Source organism: Bradyrhizobium dasycarpum, assembly GCF_042019905.1.
Classification (GTDB): domain Bacteria; phylum Pseudomonadota; class Alphaproteobacteria; order Rhizobiales; family Xanthobacteraceae; genus Bradyrhizobium; species Bradyrhizobium japonicum_B.
Genome location: NZ_CP169574.1, coordinates 5,371,582 through 5,390,080 on the forward strand (window position 1 = coordinate 5,371,582; position 18,499 = coordinate 5,390,080).

Here is an 18,499-nt window from a genome sequence, read left to right on the forward strand (position 1 = left end):
TTCCTCCCCCTTGTGGGGGAGGGCTGGGGAGAGGGGTAGCCACGAACTCAGACCTCTCCCGGGGCCACCCCTCCCTAACCCTCCCCCACAAGGGGGAGGGAACGCGGCGGAGTGCGTGGCGAGCAGCGTGCGCAACACGCGCCGGAGCATCCCATGCTGACCATGATCGGCAAGCGCCTGATGTTCGCGATTCCCTCGCTGATCGGCGTCGTCATCGTCACCTTCCTGCTGACGCGCGCGCTGCCCGGCGATCCCGCCGCCTACTTCGCCGGCCCCGCCGCAACGAAAGAAGCGGTCGAGCAGATCCGGAAAAAACTCGGCCTCGACAGACCGCTGATCGAGCAATTCTTCCGCTACACCAGCGATCTCGCCCATGGCGATTTCGGCAACTCGCTGACGACAGGCCAGCCGGTCGCCGCCGAGATCCGCAACCGTCTGCCGGCCTCCGCCGAGTTGACGCTGCTCGGCCTGATCGTCTCGGTCGTGATCGCGATTCCGCTCGGCGTGCTGGCTGCGACGCGGCCGGGGTCGTGGATCGACCATCTCTGCCGGGTCACGACGACAGCAGGCGTCTCGCTGCCGGTGTTCTTTACCGGCCTCGTGCTGGTTTACGTGTTCTATTTCCGCCTGGGCTGGTCGCCCGCGCCGCTCGGCCGTCTCGATGTGTTCTACAGCGCGCCGCCGACGGTGACCGGCTTCTACCTGATCGACACGCTGATCGCGCGCGACCTCGAGGCGTTCCGCTCGGCGCTGAGCCAGCTCATCCTGCCGGCGACGACGCTTGCGATCTTCTCGCTGGCGCCGATCGCGCGCATGACGCGTGCCTCGATGCTGGCGGTGCTTGCATCCGAATTCGTCCGCACCGCGCGCGCCAGCGGGCTGTCGCCGGCGACCGTGATCGTCACCTACGCCTTCCGCAACGCGATGCTGCCCGTCATCACCACGCTCAGCATGGTGTTCTCGTTTCTGTTGGGCGCCAACGTGCTGGTGGAAAAAGTATTCGCCTGGCCCGGCATCGGCTCCTACGCCGTGGAAGCCCTGATCGCGTCGGACTTTGCACCGGTGCAAGGCTTCGTGCTGACCATGGCGGTGATGTACGTGCTGCTCAATCTCGTGATCGACATTTTGTACGGCGTGATCGATCCGCGCGTGCGGCTGGAGGGCTAGCCGACCATGATCGCGTTCGATGCGAATTACATGGACGGTGCGCTCCCTCTCCCGCTTGCGGGGGAGGGTTGGGGAGGGGGTCTCTCCGCGGGCGAGAGCCCCCAAGAGGAGAAAGCCCTCACCCGCGCCTTCGGCGCGACCTCTCCCGCAAGCGGGAGAGGTGAAGCGAGCTTGCCGCTGGTCCGTTCGTCCCAACGCTCCAAAGCTCCAGGAGAGAATCCATGAGCTCCGTTGCGCCTGCTGTCGAACCCGTCGGTCCCGCCCGCACATCCGGGCTGACGGCCATCCTCGAACAGACCCGCTACGTCCTCGGCGAGAACAAGGTCACGGGCTTTGCCTTCGCGCTCCTGATCCTGATCCTTCTTGCCGCGATCTTCGGCCCCTACGTGGTGCCGTATGATCCGCTCGCTTCGGACACCGCTGCGGCGCTGAAGCCGCCGTCGGCGGCGCACTGGTTCGGCACCGACCAACTCGGGCGCGACATCTTCAGCCGCGTGATCGTGGCAACGCGGCTCGACACCTTCATCGCGGTCGCCTCGGTCGCGCTGGTGTTCCTGATGGGCGGCCTCGCCGGCATCGCGGCCGGTTACTTCGGCGGCTGGACCGATCGGATCGTCGGCCGCATCGCCGACACCATCATGGCCTTCCCGCTGTTCGTGCTGGCGATGGGCATCGTCGCCGCGCTCGGCAACACCGTGCAGAACATCATCCTGGCGACCGCCATCGTGAACTTCCCGCTCTATGCCCGGGTCGCCCGCGCCGAGGCCAATGTCCGCCGCAACGCCGGCTTCGTGCAGGCCGCGCGGCTCTCGGGCAACGGCGAATTCCGCATCCTGCTGGTGCACATCCTGCCCAACATCATGCCGATCATGATCGTGCAGATGTCGCTGACCATGGGCTACGCCATTCTCAACGCCGCCGGCCTGTCCTTCATCGGCCTCGGTGTCCGCCCGCCGACGGCCGAATGGGGCATCATGGTCGCCGAAGGCGCCGGCTTCATGGTGTCGGGGGAATGGTGGATCGCGCTCTTTCCCGGCCTCGCTTTGATGATCGCCGTATTCTGCTTCAACCTCCTCGGCGACGGCCTCCGCGACATCGTCGATCCCCAGCGGAGGACGTGAGCGATGATCCAGCCCGGTTTGACGCCTGGAAGTGAGGTGGGCGCGCCTCTCTCATCCCCTCCCCCTTGTGGGGGAGGGGCAGGGAGGGGGTAGCCACGAACTCCGACCTCGCTTGGGGCTACCCCCTCCCCAACCCTCCCCCACAAGGGGGAGGGAGCGAGAGGCTTGTGCCTCTCTCACGCGCAAATCTGTGCCCAAAATTCCCCAATGAAATCAATCTCATTCTACTGTGCATGGGGTTGTTTTCGCACTTTTTCGAGCGGGGGTGCCGTTCATGACCGCCCAGCCGCTGCTCGACGTGAAGGACCTCACCGTCGAATTCACCACTCGCCGCGGCATTGTCAAAGCCGTGCAGCACGTCAACATCTCCGTCGCCAAGGGCGAGACGCTCGCCATCGTCGGCGAGTCCGGCTCCGGCAAGTCGGTGACGTCCTATGCGGTGATGCGCATCCTCGACCGCGCCGGGCGCATCGCCGAGGGCTCGGTGATGTTCTCCGGCATCGACGTCAAGGCCGCGACCGAAGACCAGATGCGCGACCTGCGCGGCCGCGAAGTCTCGATGATCTTCCAGAATCCGCGCGCCGCGCTGAACCCGATCCGGAAAGTGGGCGATCAGATCGAGGACGTGCTGCGCACCCATGTGCAGCAGGCCCAGGTCAGAGATCGCGGCGAGAAGGCGATCGAGGCCTTGGAGCAGGTCAAGATCGCCCGCCCGCGCGAGCGCTACCACGCCTATCCGTTCGAGCTGTCCGGCGGCATGTGCCAGCGCGTCGTCATCGCGCTCGCGCTCGCCTGCAATCCGCAGCTCCTGATCGCGGACGAGCCGACCACCGGCCTCGACGTCACCACACAGAAGGCGGTGATGGATTTGATCGTCGAGCTGACCAGGCGCCGCGCGATGTCGACCATCCTGATCACCCACGATCTCGGCCTCGCTGCTGCCTATTGCGACCGCGTCGTCGTCATGGAGAAGGGCCGCGTGGTCGAGACCGCCAAGGCTGCCGACATCTTTGCCAACCCGCAGCACCCCTACACCAAGAAGCTGATGCGCGCGACGCCGCGGCTGGGCGTGAACTTGCGCGACCTGTTGCCGGAAGAGGAGGGCGCTTTGCAAGCCTCAGCCGTCATGGCCCGGCCTGACCCGGCCATCCATGACGCTTCGCAAGATCCGTCTCAGTCGATGGACCACCGGGTCAAGCCCGGGGGTGATGAGAGCGCACAGCCCCTGCTTCTCGTCGACAAGCTCGTCAAGGAGTACCCCCGCCAGGGCGCCACTGCCGTGCTCGGCAAGCTGTTCGGCCGCAAGCCTCCCGTGGAGCCGGACGTGTTCCGCGCTGTCGACGGCATCAGCTTTGCGATCGGCCATGGCGAGAGCGTCGGCCTCGTCGGCGAATCCGGCTGCGGCAAATCGACGACGTCGATGATGGTGATGCGGCTCCTGGACCAGACCTCCGGCCTGATCCAGTTCGACGGCGAGGACATCTCCGGCATCGCACCCGCGGCCTTTGCCCGGCTGCCGCAGCGCAGCCGCATCCAGATGGTGTTTCAGGATCCGACCGACAGCCTCAACCCCCGCTTCACCGCCGTGCGCGCCATCGCCGACCCGATCATGCAATTGGGTGACATCAAGGGGCGCGACGCGCTCCGCGCCCGCTGCGAGGAACTGGCCACCATGGTCGGCCTGCCGCACAATCTGCTCGACCGCTTCCCGCACCAATTGTCCGGCGGCCAGAAGGCCCGCGTCGGCATCGCCCGCGCCATCGCGCTGCATCCGAAGCTCGTCATCCTGGACGAGCCGACGGCGGCGCTCGACGTCTCGGTTCAGGCCGTCGTGCTGAACCTGCTTCAGGACCTCAAGGCGCGGCTAGGTATGAGCTATCTGTTCGTCTCGCATGATTTGAATGTGGTGCGCTTGCTGTGCGATCGTGTCATTGTGATGCGGACGGGGCGGATCGTCGAAGAGGGCTCTTCCGAGCAGGTCTTGAGCGATCCGCAGGACGACTACACCAAGGAACTGCTGACGGCGATCCCGCATCCGCCGTTGCCGGTGCATTGAGAGATTGTTTGGGAGCGTGATGGCCGAGCCGCTGGACGACTACATCGACGCATTATCGAAGGCGCTGGCGCTGCCGGTCGAGGACGCCTGGAGGCCCGCGGTGCGCGCCAATCTCGAGGTCTCGCTGCGGCTTGGCCGCATGGTCGACGAATTCGCGCTGCCGGACGAGACCGAGCCGGCGCCGATCTTCACGGCGTGATGCTGTCATGACCGGCAAGCCAGAGATGACGGCCGCGGACATCGCGGGCGCGGTTGCGGCCCGCAAAATGTCCGCTCTCGATGCCGTCGAAGCCGCGCTCGCGCGCATCAGGCAGCATGACGGCATCCTCAATTCCTTCACCGACGTCACCGCCGATCGCGCCCGCGCCAAGGCGCGTGCGATCGATGCCGACCTCGCCGCGGGCAAGGAGGTCGGCCCGCTCGCCGGCGTTCCCTTCGCCGTGAAGAACCTGTTCGACGTGGCGGGCCTGCCGACGCGCGCCGGCTCCAAGATCAATCGCGATCTCGCACCCGCCAAGCGCGACGCCACGCTGATCGAGCGCATGGAAAGCCGCCGGCGCCATTCTGGTTGGCGCGCTCAACATGGGCGAATACGCCTACGATTTCACCGGCGAGAACGTCCATGACGGCCCCTCGCGCAATCCGCATGACACCACGCGGATGACCGGTGGCTCCTCCGGCGGCTCGGGCAGCGCCGTCGGCGGCGCGCTGGTGCCGATCGCACTCGGCTCGGACACCAACGGCTCGATCCGCGTGCCGTCGTCGTTCTGCGGCATCTTCGGCTTGAAGCCGACCTATGGCCGGCTGTCGCGGGCGCGCTCGTTCCCGTTCGTCGCGAGCCTCGATCATCTCGGTCCGTTCGCACGCTCCGTCACCGATCTCGCGCTGGCCTATGACGTGATGCAGGGGCCGGATCCGGAGGACAGCGCCTGCACCACGCGTGGCCTGGAGCCGACGCTGCCGCTGATCGCCAATCCGGTGTCGGATCTGCGCATCGCGATTGCCGGCGGCTACTTCCAGAAAAACGTGTTTCCGGAGGCCGTCGAAGCGGTCAGCCGCGTCGCCAAGGCACTCGGCGCAACGCAGGTCGTGGACGTGCCCGAGGCCGCCCGTGCGCGCGCGGCGGCCTATGTCATCACCACGACCGAAGGCGCATCGCTGCATCTCGATCGCCTGCGCGGGCGCCCGAACGATTTCGATCCGGCGGTGCGCGACCGGCTGATCGCGGGCGCGATGGTGCCGGCGCCGCTGGTCGACCGCGCCCAGAAATTCCGCCGCTGGTATCGCGCGCAGCTCGCGGACATCTTCAAGTCGATCGACGTGCTCCTGGCACCGGCGACGCCCTGTACGGCCCCGAAGCTCGGCCAGGTGAACTTCAATCTCGACGGCGTCGAGCTGCCAGTGCGCGCCAATATCGGCATCCACACCCAGCCGATCTCGTTCATCGGTCTCCCGGTCGTGGCGGTCCCGGTGCCGCTCGAGCCGTTGCCGATCGGTGTGCAGATCATCGCCGCGCCCTGGCGCGAGGACATTGCGCTCCGCGTCGCCTACGCCTTGGAAAAGATGGGCGTGGTCGCCGCGCCGTCGCCGAGAGGACTCTGAGATGGAGATCGATCTCCCCGACGTGATCGCGGAAGTCAAAGCCGCGTTCGATCGTTATGAGCAGGCCCTCGTCAGCAACGACGTCGCCGTGCTCGGCGAACTCTTCCGCAACGATCCCCGCACCTTGCGCTACGGCATCGGCGAGAACCTCTATGGCCATGCGGCGATCAGCGGCTTCCGCGCCGCACGCTCGCCCGTCGGCTTGAACCGCCGCACGGCCAGGACGGTCATTACCAGCTATGGCCGCGACACCGCGGTGGCCTCCACCCTGTTCTATCGCGACACCGCGCCCGGCAAGGTCGGCCGGCAGATGCAGACCTGGATTCGCTTCCCCGAGGGCTGGCGCGTGGTCGCCGCCCATGTCAGCGTCATCGACGAGCCGAAAGAGTCCGCATGACGCTCGACGATCTTCCGCAGGGGACAGCGCCGGCCGAGCCGGTGGTGCCTCGCGTCGACCGGGCGCGGCCCAGCGTGCATAAGGTCACGCGCGCCGAAGAGCTGCGGCTGCAACTCGCCGACGAGATCGTGCGCGGCGCCCTCGCGCCCGGTGCGCCGCTGGACGAGACCGACGTCGCACGCCGCTTCAACGTCTCGCGGACGCCGGTGCGCGAGGCGCTGCGTCAGCTCGTGGCAAGCGGCCTCGTCGAGGCGCGCGCTCATCGCGGCGCGGTGGTGGCGCAGCCCTCGATCGAGCGGCTGACAAGCATGTTCGAGGCGATGGCCGAGCTCGAGGCGCTGTGCGCCGGCCTTGCGGCCGAGCGCATGTCGGCCGCCGAGCGCCACGGCCTGGAGGCCATCCACGAAGAGCTGCGCGTGCTGAGCTACACCGGCAACCCGGATCGCTTTCACGAGGTGAACGAACGCTTCCACAACGCCATCTATGCCGGTTCGCAGAACGGCTACATCGCCGAGATCACGCTGGCCACCCGCGTCCGCGTGCAGCCGTTCCGCCGCGCCCAGTTCCGCAACCTCGGCCGGTTGGCAAAATCGCATGCCGAGCACGACCGCGTCGTCGTCGCCATCATGCGCGGCGACAAGCAGGGCGCCGCCGCCGCGATGCGCGCGCATATCGAGCTGGTGCGCGGGGAGTACGAGATCTACGCGGTGTCGGTGTAGGGCAAACTCGTGTCCCGGACGCGGTGCAGCGCTCCTTCAGCGCTGCTCCGCAGAGCCGGGACCCATCTGTCCATTTCACGCGCTGCTTCATGGGTCCCGATTCAGCAGCGCCGCAGGGTGGGCAAAGGCGCAACGCGCCGTGCCCACGCTTCTTGCGTGATGGATGGAGATCGTGGGCACGCTTCGCTTTGCCCGCCCTACGGGACGTGCGCCGTCGCAACCTCCTTCATAAACGTCCGCCATCCTCCATAAGCCGTGATATCGCGCGCGTCGCCCAGCACCTCCGGCTCGACGAGAAATCCCTTCACGCTGCGGCCATCGGCAAGCCGCACCGTGCCGATCGCCATTGGCGAAGGAATCGCGTTGACGAATTGGCCGAAGGCGGCTGGGGACAGCGACCAGATCTCCAGCTCGATCGACGCGCCCGTGCCGGCGGCGACGCGCATCATGCCGGGCTTCGGCGGCGTGGTCTTGAGCGCGTAGAGCTTGTAATCTGGCGCAGTCCTGGTTGCCTCGATCAGGCGTCCGTTCAGCGCTTTCAACTCGCCGTTCAGCACCATGCCGGACAGATGCGCGCCGACCACGGCGATCGGGATGTCGTCACTGCGGGGTGCCGGCAGCGGCGCGAGCGGTGCTTGTGCCGCGCCCTTTGCGCCGAGGTCTAGCTTCGTATCCGCATGGAACACGCGGCCGATGCTCGCGAGCAGCGCGTCGCGTCCCGCGGGCGCGAGCAGCGTGATGCCGAACGGAATGCCGTCCGCGCGCATCGACGCCGGCAGCGCGAGGCCGCAGAGGTCGAGCAGATTGACGAAATTGGTGTAGGTGCCGAGCCGGCTGTTGAGCTCGATCGGACTGGCGAGCACCTGCGCGGTCGTATAGGCCGTCGGCGCCGTCGGCAGCACCAGCGCGTCAATATTGGCAAAGGTGCGCTCGGCGATCCTGCGCAGGCTTTGCAGGCGATACAGCGCGGAGAAGGTTTCTGCCGCCGTCAGCCGCGCACCGGCCGCGGTGATCTCGCGCGTGACAGGATGGATCGCATCGGGCGCGGAGGCGAGCAGATCCTTGATCACGAGGTAGCGCTCGGCGACCCACGGTCCCTCATAGAGCAGCCGCGCCGTCTCGTAGAACGGCTCGAGATCGAACTCCACCAGCGTTGCGCCGAGCGCGGTCCAGCGCTTCAGCGCCTCGGCGTAGGCAGTCTCGGCATCCCGGTCCCCGAAGAAGATCAGCTGTCCGTTGCGCGGCACGCCGAGGCGCAGATCTGCCGGGAGCGGCGTCATCGCGCCGAGCGGCCGGTCGCGCGAGAACGGATCGGCCGGGTCCGGTCCCGCCATCACGGACAGCGCCAGCGCCGCATCGTCGACCGTCAGCGCGAACACCGAGATGCAGTCGAGCGTGCGGCAGGCCGGTACCAGGCCGGCATTCGAGATCATGCCAAGGCTCGGTTTCAGCCCGACGATGTTGTTGAGCATCGCCGGCACGCGCCCTGAGCCGGCGGTGTCGGTGCCGAGCGACAGCGGCACGAGGCCGGCGCCGACCGCCACGGCCGAGCCGGAGCTCGAACCGCCGGGAATGAGATCCTCACGGATCGAGTTCCGGGGAATGCCGTAGGGCGAGCGTACGCCGACGAGACCGGTCGCGAACTGGTCGAGATTGGTCTTGCCGATGATGATGGCGCCGGCGGCGCGCAGCCGTGCCACCGCGGTCGCATCGTGCGCCGGCGTGTAAGCGAAGGCCGGGCACGCGGCTGTGGTCGGAAAGCCCAGCGCGTCGATATTGTCCTTCACCGCGACCGGCACGCCGTACAGCGGCAGGCCGGCGGCATCCGCGCGCGCGGCGAGCCTCTCGGCCTCCGCGACCGCATCCTTCTCCTCGCGCAGGCTGATGAAGATGGCGGGATCGTTGTGGTCGCGGATGCGCTGATAGGTCCGCGCGACCGTCTCCGCCGGCGTCAGCGTGCCGGCGCGATGCGCGGCCACAATCGCGGCGATCGTTTCAGGCTGCTCAGCCCCCATTTCAGCCCCCATGGCGACAAAACTCCGGCCATCTGGCCTCATCGCGAGGAAGCAAGCGATGTGCCATTGTGTACAATGCCAGGGCGGCACGACAGATCTGGAAAGTAATCGTTTTATCAGTTGCTTATGAGGAATTTCAGCAAGCTTATCGGCGGCGACATCACCGCCCTCCGACAGGCATCTGCTCAAATAATAGGCGGTCGGGATCAAGTGAAGCCAGCGAGGATCCGGAGCAGCTGCGCCCGGTTTTCCTTGCCGATCTTCTCTTCCACGTGCCGCTCGTGCTCGGCCGCGAGCCGCTTGAATTTCGCCAGCGCCGTCTCGCCCTGCGCGGTGAGGTGCAGCGCATGGGAACGGCGGTCCGCCTTCGACTTGACCCGCTTGAGGTATTTGCGCTGCTCGAGGCTGTCGAGCAGGTGCACCAGCCGGGCGCGCTCGATGCCGAGGCGCTTGGCCACCGCCATCTGTGACAGGCCCGGATTGGCGCCGATCAGCGTCAGCACCGAATATTGCGTCGGCCGGATGTCGACCGCGCCGAGCGTCTTGATGAAGTCCTGGAAAATCCAGATCTGGAAGCGCCGCACCGCGTAGCCGGCGTGCCCGACCAGCGCATCGAGCCCGATGTCGTCGGTGGCATCGCGAGGCGCCGCGCCATTGCCGGTGCGTTTGCGTGGGGCAGTCTGGGGGGCGCTGGCTGTCACATCGTGTCTCCCGCCCGCCAACCTTAGCGCGTCAGGGGCACAAGCGAAAGATTGTTGTTGACGACAACAATTGTCATGCCCAACATTATGGCCAAAGCAGCCCGAACGAGGTTGCGGCCGATCCGTATCCGGACGGAGGGAGGAGACCCACATGACAGTCGCCCCACGTGGTGACGTTGCAGGCCTGTTCGCAAGCCCGCGGACCGTCGCAGAGCATCGCGCCGACGGCAGCATCGTGTTGCGATCGCCCGATCCGCTCGGCGAAAGCGCGCGCTGTGTCGGCGACTGGCTGGAGCATTTTGCGCGTCAAACGCCGGATGCGATCTTCCTCGCCGAGCGCGGCAATGTCGAAGCGCCCTGGATCACCGTCACCTATGCGCAGGCGCTGCGCCAGGTGCGTGCGGCGGCGTCCTGGATCCTGGCGCAGGGCCTCAGCGCGGAACGCCCGCTCGCGATCCTCTCCGATAACAGCATCGATCACGCGCTGCTCGCGCTGGCCGCCCAGCATGTCGGCGTGCCCTCGGCCGCGATCTCGCCGGCCTATTCGCTGATGTCGCGGGATTTCGAGAAGCTCAAGAGCATGATCGCGCTGCTCGAGCCGGGCGCGATCTACGTCTCTGCGACCAGGCCCTTCGCGGCCGCGCTGGCGGCCATCGCGCCGCTGCACGATGCGCAGATCATCAGCGGCAATGCCGACGATACCGACGCGCTCGCCTTCGGCATCATCGCGGCAACGCCGGAGAGCCCGGACGTCGCAACGGCGTTCGCCGCGGTGACGCCGGACACGATCGCAAAGTTCCTGTTCACGTCAGGCTCGACCGGCACGCCGAAAGCCGTCATCAACACCCAGCGCATGCTGACCTCGAGCCAGCAGGCCAAGGCGCAGACCTGGACCTTTCTCGAGCAGACGCGCGGCGATCTCGTCATTCTCGACTGGCTGCCGTGGAGCCATACTTTCGGCGCCAACCACAATTTCAATCTCGTGCTGCGCAATGGCGGCTCGCTCTATATCGACGGCGGCAAGCCCGCGCCCGGTCTGTTCGCGACCTCGCTGGCCAACCTCAAGAGCGTGCTGCCGACGGTCTATTTCAACGTACCGCGCGGCTTCGACATGCTGATCGCGGCGCTGCGCGGCGACGAGGAGCTGCGCCGCCGCTTCTTCGGCGAGGTGAAATTCGCCTTCTATGCCGGCGCCGCGCTGCCGCAGAATCTCTGGGACGCGCTCGCGGAGCTTTCGATCAAGACCGTCGGCCGCGCGCTGCCGATGGTTTCGGCCTGGGGCTCGACGGAAACGTCGCCGCTCGCGACCGACTGTCATTTCCTCGCCGAGCGCTCCGGCAATATCGGCGTGCCCATTCCCGGCACCGAATTGAAGCTGGTCGCCTCCGGCGACAAGCTGGAGGTGCGGGTGCGCGGCCCCAACGTCACGCCGGGCTATTGGAAGGCGCCGGAGCTGACCCGGCAGGCCTTCGACGACGAGGGCTTTTACCTGATCGGCGATGCCGTCAAGCTTGCCGACAATGCGCGGCCGGAGCGCGGCCTGTTCTTCGACGGCCGCGTCGCCGAGGATTTCAAGCTCAACTCCGGCACATGGGTCAATGTCGGCACGCTGCGCGTCGCCGGCATCGCCGCCTTGGCGCCGCTGGCGCAGGACATCGTGGTCGCAGGCCATGGCGGCGACGAGGTGCGATTTCTGGTGTTCCCGAACATCGCGGCCTGCCGCGCCCAGGCCGGCTTGGGCGAGACGGCCGACGTGAGCGAGCTGCTCGCCCATGACAAGGTCAGGCGCGCCATCGCGCAAGGCCTCGCAAGATTGAAGCAGCAGGGCCCCAACTCCTCTGGTCACGCCACGCGTGCGCTGCTGCTCGCCGAGCCGCCGTCGGTCGACGGCGGCGAGATCACCGACAAGGGCTACATCAACCAGCGCGCCGTGCTGGCGCGGCGCGCCGATGCGGTGACGCGGTTGAACGATGATGCATCGTCGGAATGGGTCGGCTTGTCGTGAGCCAATGAAGGAGCAGCGTAGGAGGGCGCGTAGCTCATCTCGCTGTCATTCGGGGCGCGCCTGCGGCGCGAACCCGGAATCGATTTTCCCGCATAGATGGCTGCACGATGGATTCCGGGTTCGCGCTACGCGCCCCGGAATGACGATCGGTATGCGCGAAGGTGCTGGCGAAACGGACAGCCGCCTGCCGCAATATACTTCCGATTATTTTGTTGCCGAGGCAACTAATTTGTGCGAACCATCCAGGAAGCGATGACGGCAGGGAAACTGCCGGGTCCGATCCTGGAGGAAACAATGCTCGGCTCGAACGGTGCCGTCGGCAAACGCCGGCGCATGCCTGCACGTGACGGAAGGTGGCGCCTGAAGCGCGACCCGTCAGGGCTCCGTGCCGCCGGTGACCGCGCCGAGATTGTCGTGCAGCCGGCGGAGCAGGTTGATCAGCACCTCGCGTTCGTCCTTGCTGAGGCACGACAGCAGCCGCCGTTCGCGCTCGAGCGCCGCCACGATCACCTTGTCATGCGTGGCGCGGCCCTTTGCCGTCAGCGCGATCGAATGGGTGCGGCCGTCATTCGGGTCGGTGCGGATCGAGACCAGGCCGCGCTTCTCGAGGCCGGCCAGCGTCCGGCTCACCGGCCCCTTGTCGAAGCCGATGACGTGGCAGATGCGCGAGGCCGGAATGCCGGGCTCGATCGCCAGCAGCGACATGATCCGCCATTCCGTGACGTTGACGCCGAACTCCCGCTGATAGAACGCAGTCGCGCTGTTCGAGAGCTTGTTGGCGATGAAGGTGACGAACGCGGGGACGTAGCGGTCGAGATCGAGCGTCGGCCCCGCCTCAACGGGCGCAGGCTTTTGCCGGGATCTGGTCGAAGGCGCAGGCATGTCGGGGTTCTGACTCGCGGTGGGCCCAAAGACCTAATGGCATGCGCCGCCCTTTCACAAGATCAAAATGAGGGAGGTCTTCCATGACCGCATCAGGCACCCCGGTATCGACGGGCCCTGCGTCCGTCCCGCACCTCGACGTCGATCCGTTCGACATGACGTTCTTCGCCGACCCTTATCCCGCACATCAGCGGCTGCGCGAGGCGGGGCCGGTGGTCTATCTCGACAAGTGGAACGTCTATGGCGTAGCGCGCTATGCCGAGGTCCATGCGGTGCTGAACGATCCCGCGACCTTCTGCTCCAGCCGCGGTGTCGGCCTGTCCGACTTCAAGAAGGAGACGCCGTGGCGGCCGCCGAGCCTGATCCTGGAGGCGGACCCGCCCGCGCACACCCGCACCCGTGCCGTGCTGTCGAAAGTGCTGTCGCCGACCGCGATGAAGCAGGTGCGCGACCGCTTCGCCGCCGCGGCGGAGGAGCGGGTGGACGCGCTGCTGGAGAAGCGCAGCTTCGACGCGATCGCCGATCTCGCCGAGGCCTATCCGCTCTCGATCTTTCCGGATGCGCTGGGCCTGAAGCCGGAGGGACGCGAGCATCTGATTCCCTACGCCAGCGTCGTGTTCAACGCGTTCGGCCCGCCGAATGAGCTGCGCCAGCAGGCGATCGCGCGCTCGGCGCCGCACCAGGCCTATGTCGCCGAGCAATGCCAGCGCGACAAGCTCGCGCCCGGCGGCTTCGGGGCCTGCATTCATGCCCGCGTCGACCAGGGCGAGATCACGGCCACCGAGGCGCCGCTGCTGGTGCGCTCGCTGCTGTCGGCCGGCCTTGACACCACGGTCAACGGCATCGGGGCCGCCGTCTATTGCCTCGCGCGCTTTCCCGACCAGTGGCAGCGCCTGCGCGATGATCCGACGCTGGCGCGCAACGCCTTCGAGGAGGCGGTGCGGTTCGAAAGCCCGGTGCAGACCTTCTTCCGCACCACCACACGCGAGGTCGAGCTGTCAGGTGCCACGATCGGCGAGGGCGAGAAGGTTCTGATGTTCCTCGCCGCCGCCAATCGCGATCCCAGGCGCTGGGACCGGCCCGACAGCTACGACATCACCCGCCGCACCTCCGGCCATGTCGGCTTCGGCTCGGGCATCCACATGTGCGTCGGCCAGCTCGTCGCCCGCCTCGAAGGCGAGGTGATGCTGACCGCGCTGGCGCGCCGTGTCGCGACAATCGAGATCACGGGCGAGCCGAAACGCCGCTTCAACAACACGCTGCGCGGGCTCGACAGCCTGCCTGTGACCATCACCCCGGCCTGACGAGGAGCTGCATGCCCGCCATCACTTTCATCCATGCCGACGGCACGTCCGAGCGCGTCGAGACCTCAGGTGAAGAGAGCGCCATGCAGGCGGCGACCCGTCACGGCCTCGACGGCATTCTGGCCGAATGCGGCGGCAACGCCATGTGCGCGACCTGCCACGTCTATGTCGATGACAGCTGGCTCGCGCGCCTGCCTGGGATGGCCGACGACGAGGACGCGTTGCTTGACGGCACCGCGAGCGAGCGGCGGCCGAACAGCCGGCTGTCCTGCCAGATCACGATCACGCCGGAGCTCGATGGGCTCGTCGTGAGGCTGCCGGAACGGCAGGTCTGACCTGCGAAGCCAACTGATCTTTCGACCGCTCCCGGCAACGTCCGGCGCGCAACGCATCAACAGGGAAGGGAAACATGAAACATCTGAAGTGGACGTTCGCGCTGGCCGCGAGCCTGGTCGCCGGCGCGGCGAATGCCGAGATATCGGACAATGTCGTCCGGATCGGCGTGCTCAACGACATCTCCGGCATCTTCCAGGACACCAACGGCATGGGCTCGGTGGAAGCCGCACGCATGGCGGCGGAGGATTTCAACGGCGGCGGCAAGGGCATCAAGGTCGAGATCGTCTATGCCGACCACCAGAACAAGGCCGACGTCGGCAACGCCATCGCGCGCAAATGGCTCGATGTCGAAGGCGTCGATGCCATCGTCGACGTCCCGAATTCGGCGGTCGGTCTTTCCATCAACACGCTGCTGCGCGACAGCCGCATGACGTTCCTGGCGTCGTCGACCGCAAGCTCCGATCTCACCGGCAAGGCCTGCTCGCCCAACACTATCCAATGGGTCAACGACACCTGGGCCACCGGCAACACCACGGCGGCCGCGATGATGTCGCGCGGCGGCAAGGACTGGTACTTCCTCACGGTCGACTATGCGCTCGGCAAGGGCATCGAGGCCGAGGCGCAGAAATACATCGAAGGACACGGCGGCAAGGTGCTGGGATCCTCCAAGCATCCGCTCGGCACCTCCGACTTTGCCTCCTTCCTGTTGCAGGCGCAGAGCTCGAAGGCCCGGGTGATCGGCCTTGCCAATGCCGGCGGCGACACCATCAACGCCGTGAAGCAGGCCGCCGAGTTCGGCATCCAGCAGAACGGACAGAAGCTCGTCGCCTTCCTGCTCTTCATCAACGACATTCACGGCATGGGCATCAAGGTCGCGCAGGGCTTGCAGCTCATGGAAGCCTTCTATTGGGACATGAATGACGACACCCGCGCCTTCGCCAAGCGCTTCGCCGCACGGCCCGGCATGAACGGCAAGATGCCGAGCGGCAATCAGGCTGGCGTCTATGCCTCGACGCTCGCTTATCTCAACGCCGTCGCAGCGACCGGCAGCGACAACGCCAAGGATGCCGTGCCCGAGATGAAGAAATTCAAGGGCAAGGACAAATTGTTCGGCGACACCACGATCCGCCAGGACGGCCGCGTCGTGCATCCGATGTACTTGTTCGAGGTGAAGAAGCCGGAGGAGTCGAAATACCCGTACGATTATTACAAGCTGGTCTCGACGATTCCCGCCGACCAGGCCTTCCGCCCGCTGGCGGAAGGCGGGTGTGAGCTCGTGAAGTAGGTCTCGTGCCCCGGACGCAGTGCAGCGCGTAGCGTTGCACTGCAGAGCCGGGGCCCATGACGACTGGGTCCCGGCTCTGCGTCGCGTCATTTCATGCCGCGCCGTGTCCGGGACACGAGAGGAGCAGTCTACACCACCTTGCTGGATCCCTGCGTGATCAACCTCGCCGCACGCTGATCGCGCGCGTAGATCCAGAGCCAGCTCAGGGCGACGCTAAGGCGGTGGCGGAGGCCGATCAGGAAGTAGATGTGGGCGATGCCCCAGATCCACCACGCGATCGCGCCGCGCAGCTTGAAGCGGCCGAAATCGATGACGGCGACCCGCTTGCCGATCTGAGCCAGGCTGCCGGCGTGCTTGTAGCGGAACGGGCCGGTCGCAGCCCCCGCAGGCGGGCCTTGATGGTCTCGGCGACATGACGGCCCTGCTGCTTGGCCGCCGGCGCGATGCCAGGCACCGGCTTGCCGTCCCAGGCGTTGACACTGACGGTGTCGCCGATCGCGAAGATCTCGGGATGGCCTGATATGGTGAGGTCGGCCTCGACCAGCACACGTCCGGCGCGATCGTGCGGTGCACCGAGCCATTCGGCGGCGGGCGAGGCGCGCACGCCGGCGGCCCAGATCCTGGTCTTGGCCTCGAGCAGCTTGCCGCCGAACACGACGCCGTCGCGGTTGATCTCGGTGACGGCCTGTCCCAGCACGACCTCGACGCCGATCCTCTCCAGCGACGCCTGCGCGTAGGCCGAGAGGTCGTCGGCGAAGCCGGCGAGTACGCGCGGCCCCGCCTCGATCAGCACCACGCGCGCCTTCGTCGTGTCGATGTTGCGGAAATCGCCGGGCAGCGTATGGCGCGCCATTTCGGCGATGGTGCCGGCGAGCTCGACGCCGGTCGGGCCGGCGCCGACGATGACGAAGGTCAGCCGCGCCGCGCGCTTCGCCGGATCGGTCTCGCGCTCGGCGCGCTCGAACGCCACCAGGATATGACGGCGCAAGGTGGTCGCATCCTCCAGCGTCTTCAGCCCGGGCGCCCATTGCTCCCATTCGTCGTGGCCGAAATAGGCGTGCCGCGCGCCGGTCGCCAGCACCAGCGTGTCGTAGGGCACCTCGCTGCCGTCGTCGATCAGCACGCAACGTCGTGCCGCATCGACACCGCTCACGGTCGCAAACAGCGTCGTCACTTCGGGCCGGTCGCGCATGAGATGGCGGATCGGCCAGGCGATCTCGCTGGTCGCGAGCGAAGCGGTCGCGACCTGGTAGAGCAGCGGCTGAAACAGATGATGGTTGCGGCGGTCGATCAGCGTGATCTCGACGTCCGCGCCCGCGAGCCGGTAGGTCGCCTCCAGCCCGCCGAAGCCGGCGCCGACGATGACGACGCGATGGGGATGTGCGGCCATGATACGCCCTCGAATCTCGCTGCTGCTTCCTGCACATTTAAGTGCGGATCGGGTGTCGCGGTCCAATAGAGGCCATCAATCGCGGCATAGGCGGGGTGTATCGATCCGGCGCGAAGAAGGCGCCGCGGCGCCAGACCTGAAGCCGGTCTCGGCCGAGTTGAGTAGAATTATATTTCTTGCCATCCGCGATCGGGGCGAAATATGGTGCAGGAGCGGGCGCTGAGCCATTGGCGGCGCGACAGATTTTGCGTTGAATAGAGAAGGCCCGGGGCGGCGATCACCCCGCCTGCGGGCTCAATCATAAGGAGGGGAGTGATTATGAGGACGGCATTCTGGCTGGCGGGCGCAGCGGCGCTGGCGCTGGCGAGCCCGGCTTTCGCCGGCGACACCATCAAGATCGGTTTCGTCTCGACCTTCAGCGGCCCGACCGCCGTGATCGGCAACGACATGCGCAATTCCTTCGAGCTCGCGCTGGACCATCTGGGCCGCAAGATGGGCGGCAAGCCGGTCGAGGTGATCTACGAGGATGACGGGCAGAAGCCCGATGTCGGCAAGCAGAAGACCGAGAAGCTGGTGCAGTCCGACAAGGTCGACTTCATCGTCGGCTATATCTGGTCGAACGTGCTGCTGGCCTCGCTGAAGACCGCGGTGGATTCGCAGACCTTCCTGATCTCGGCCAATGCCGGCCCGTCACAGCTGGCCGGTGAGCTCTGTTCGCCTTACGTGTTCTCGACCTCCTGGCAGAACGACCAGACCCCGCAGGCGGTCGGCACCTATATGAATCAGAAGGGCGTCAAGTCGGTGTTCCTGATCGGCCCGAACTACGCCGCCGGCAAGGACATGCTGGCCGGCGTCAAGAGCACCTTCAAGGGGCAGGTCGTAGGTGAGGAATACACGGTGTGGCCGAGCCAGCTCGACTTCTCCGCCGAGCTCTCCAAGGCGCGTGCTTCCGGCGCCGAGTCGATCTTCGTGTTCTATCCAGGTGCGGCCGGCGTGCAGTTCCTCAACCAATATGCGCAGGCCGGACTGAAGAGCACGATGCCGCTCTACACCGCCTTCACGATCGACGAGCTCTCGCTGCCGCTGCAGAAGGAGAACGCGCTCGGGGTGCCCGGCGCGCAGCAATGGGTCAACGACCTTCCCAACGAGCAGAACAAGCGCTTCGTCGCCGACTACCGCAAGAAGTACCCCGGCCTGCGCCCGACCTTCTATGGCGCGCAGTCCTATGACGCCGCGAACCTGATCAACAGCGCCGTCGTCGCCGTGAAGGGCGACACCTCCAAGAAGGACGCGATGAAGGCCGAGATGGAGAAGGTGAACTTCAAATCGGTGCGCGGCACGTTCAAGTACGGCAACAACCACATTCCGATCCAGAACTTCTACCTGCAGGATGTGGTCAAGGATTCCGAAGGCCAGCTCGCCCTGAAGACCGTCGCCACCATCGTCGAGAACGACCAGGATCGCTTCCACGACAAGTGCAAGATGAAGTGAGCTTTTTCCTCCCCCTCTCCCCGCGTGG

General features: G+C 66.5%; 14 protein-coding genes and 2 pseudogenes. 12 read left to right on the forward strand and 4 right to left on the reverse strand.

Annotated elements, in window-relative coordinates:
- Window positions 1–153 precede the first annotated feature (153 nt).
- From ACETMP_RS25595 to ACETMP_RS25625, 7 genes and pseudogenes are all read left to right on the forward strand, one after another.
- Window positions 154–1,167 (forward strand): ABC transporter permease, encoded by a 1,014-nt coding sequence (locus ACETMP_RS25595; protein ID WP_126257204.1) that lies wholly within the window; start codon window positions 154–156, stop codon window positions 1,165–1,167.
- A 221-nt stretch (window positions 1,168–1,388) separates the two neighbouring features.
- The gene (locus ACETMP_RS25600) at window positions 1,389–2,288 is read left to right on the forward strand and encodes an ABC transporter permease (RefSeq protein WP_375158334.1); all 900 of its coding nucleotides are present in this window, start codon (window positions 1,389–1,391) and stop codon (window positions 2,286–2,288) included.
- Window positions 2,289–2,562: 274 nt separating this feature from the next.
- A complete protein-coding gene (locus tag ACETMP_RS25605) occupies window positions 2,563–4,344 on the forward strand; it encodes a dipeptide ABC transporter ATP-binding protein (RefSeq protein WP_375158335.1) in 1,782 nt (593 codons plus the stop codon).
- 19 nt (window positions 4,345–4,363) lie between these two features.
- Window positions 4,364–4,543, forward strand: a complete 180-nt coding sequence (locus ACETMP_RS25610) for a DUF4089 domain-containing protein (protein WP_028133901.1) — start codon at window positions 4,364–4,366, stop codon at window positions 4,541–4,543.
- A 7-nt stretch (window positions 4,544–4,550) separates the two neighbouring features.
- Window positions 4,551–5,946: pseudogene (locus ACETMP_RS25615) on the forward strand (AtzE family amidohydrolase).
- Window position 5,947: 1 nt separating this feature from the next.
- On the forward strand, window positions 5,948–6,343 hold the full coding sequence (gene hpxZ / locus ACETMP_RS25620) for an oxalurate catabolism protein HpxZ (RefSeq protein ID WP_028133903.1): 396 nt from the start codon (window positions 5,948–5,950) through the stop codon (window positions 6,341–6,343).
- Complete coding sequence (locus ACETMP_RS25625) at window positions 6,340–7,062, forward strand: GntR family transcriptional regulator (RefSeq protein WP_257197523.1); 723 nt, start codon at window positions 6,340–6,342, stop codon at window positions 7,060–7,062. Before hpxZ ends, ACETMP_RS25625 begins: the two co-directional genes overlap by 4 nt.
- Before the next feature lie 197 nt (window positions 7,063–7,259).
- On the opposite strand, the gene atzF is transcribed toward ACETMP_RS25625, so the two are convergent.
- Both atzF and ACETMP_RS25635 read right to left on the reverse strand, forming a co-directional pair.
- The gene (gene atzF / locus ACETMP_RS25630) at window positions 7,260–9,089 is read right to left on the reverse strand and encodes an allophanate hydrolase (protein ID WP_375158336.1); all 1,830 of its coding nucleotides are present in this window, start codon (window positions 9,087–9,089) and stop codon (window positions 7,260–7,262) included.
- A gap of 194 nt (window positions 9,090–9,283) precedes the next feature.
- Window positions 9,284–9,778, reverse strand: coding sequence for a MarR family winged helix-turn-helix transcriptional regulator (locus ACETMP_RS25635; protein ID WP_375158337.1), 495 nt, complete (start codon window positions 9,776–9,778; stop codon window positions 9,284–9,286).
- Window positions 9,779–9,929: 151 nt separating this feature from the next.
- Between ACETMP_RS25635 and ACETMP_RS25640 the strand changes: the two genes are divergently transcribed.
- On the forward strand, window positions 9,930–11,783 hold the full coding sequence (locus ACETMP_RS25640; protein WP_375158338.1) for a feruloyl-CoA synthase: 1,854 nt from the start codon (window positions 9,930–9,932) through the stop codon (window positions 11,781–11,783).
- A gap of 375 nt (window positions 11,784–12,158) precedes the next feature.
- Here the strand turns inward: ACETMP_RS25640 and ACETMP_RS25645 are convergent, their stop codons facing one another.
- Complete coding sequence (locus ACETMP_RS25645; protein WP_375158339.1) at window positions 12,159–12,665, reverse strand: MarR family winged helix-turn-helix transcriptional regulator; 507 nt, start codon at window positions 12,663–12,665, stop codon at window positions 12,159–12,161.
- Window positions 12,666–12,748: 83 nt separating this feature from the next.
- Here ACETMP_RS25645 and ACETMP_RS25650 point away from each other — a divergent pair, with 83 nt between their 5' ends.
- The 3 genes from ACETMP_RS25650 to ACETMP_RS25660 all read left to right on the forward strand — a co-directional run bounded on the left by ACETMP_RS25650 (window position 12,749) and on the right by ACETMP_RS25660 (window position 15,590).
- The gene (locus ACETMP_RS25650; protein WP_375158340.1) at window positions 12,749–13,969 is read left to right on the forward strand and encodes a cytochrome P450; all 1,221 of its coding nucleotides are present in this window, start codon (window positions 12,749–12,751) and stop codon (window positions 13,967–13,969) included.
- Between the two features lie 11 nt (window positions 13,970–13,980).
- The gene (locus ACETMP_RS25655; RefSeq protein WP_375158341.1) at window positions 13,981–14,304 is read left to right on the forward strand and encodes a 2Fe-2S iron-sulfur cluster-binding protein; all 324 of its coding nucleotides are present in this window, start codon (window positions 13,981–13,983) and stop codon (window positions 14,302–14,304) included.
- A 74-nt stretch (window positions 14,305–14,378) separates the two neighbouring features.
- Window positions 14,379–15,590: an ABC transporter substrate-binding protein gene (locus ACETMP_RS25660; protein ID WP_375158342.1), complete on the forward strand. Its 1,212-nt coding sequence runs from the start codon at window positions 14,379–14,381 to the stop codon at window positions 15,588–15,590.
- Between the two features lie 128 nt (window positions 15,591–15,718).
- Here ACETMP_RS25660 and ACETMP_RS25665 read toward each other — a convergent pair.
- Window positions 15,719–16,980, reverse strand: a pseudogene (locus tag ACETMP_RS25665) (NAD(P)/FAD-dependent oxidoreductase).
- Window positions 16,981–17,298: 318 nt separating this feature from the next.
- Between ACETMP_RS25665 and ACETMP_RS25670 the strand changes: the two are divergent.
- Window positions 17,299–18,471, forward strand: coding sequence for an ABC transporter substrate-binding protein (locus ACETMP_RS25670; protein ID WP_375158343.1), 1,173 nt, complete (start codon window positions 17,299–17,301; stop codon window positions 18,469–18,471).
- Window positions 18,472–18,499 lie beyond the last annotated feature (28 nt).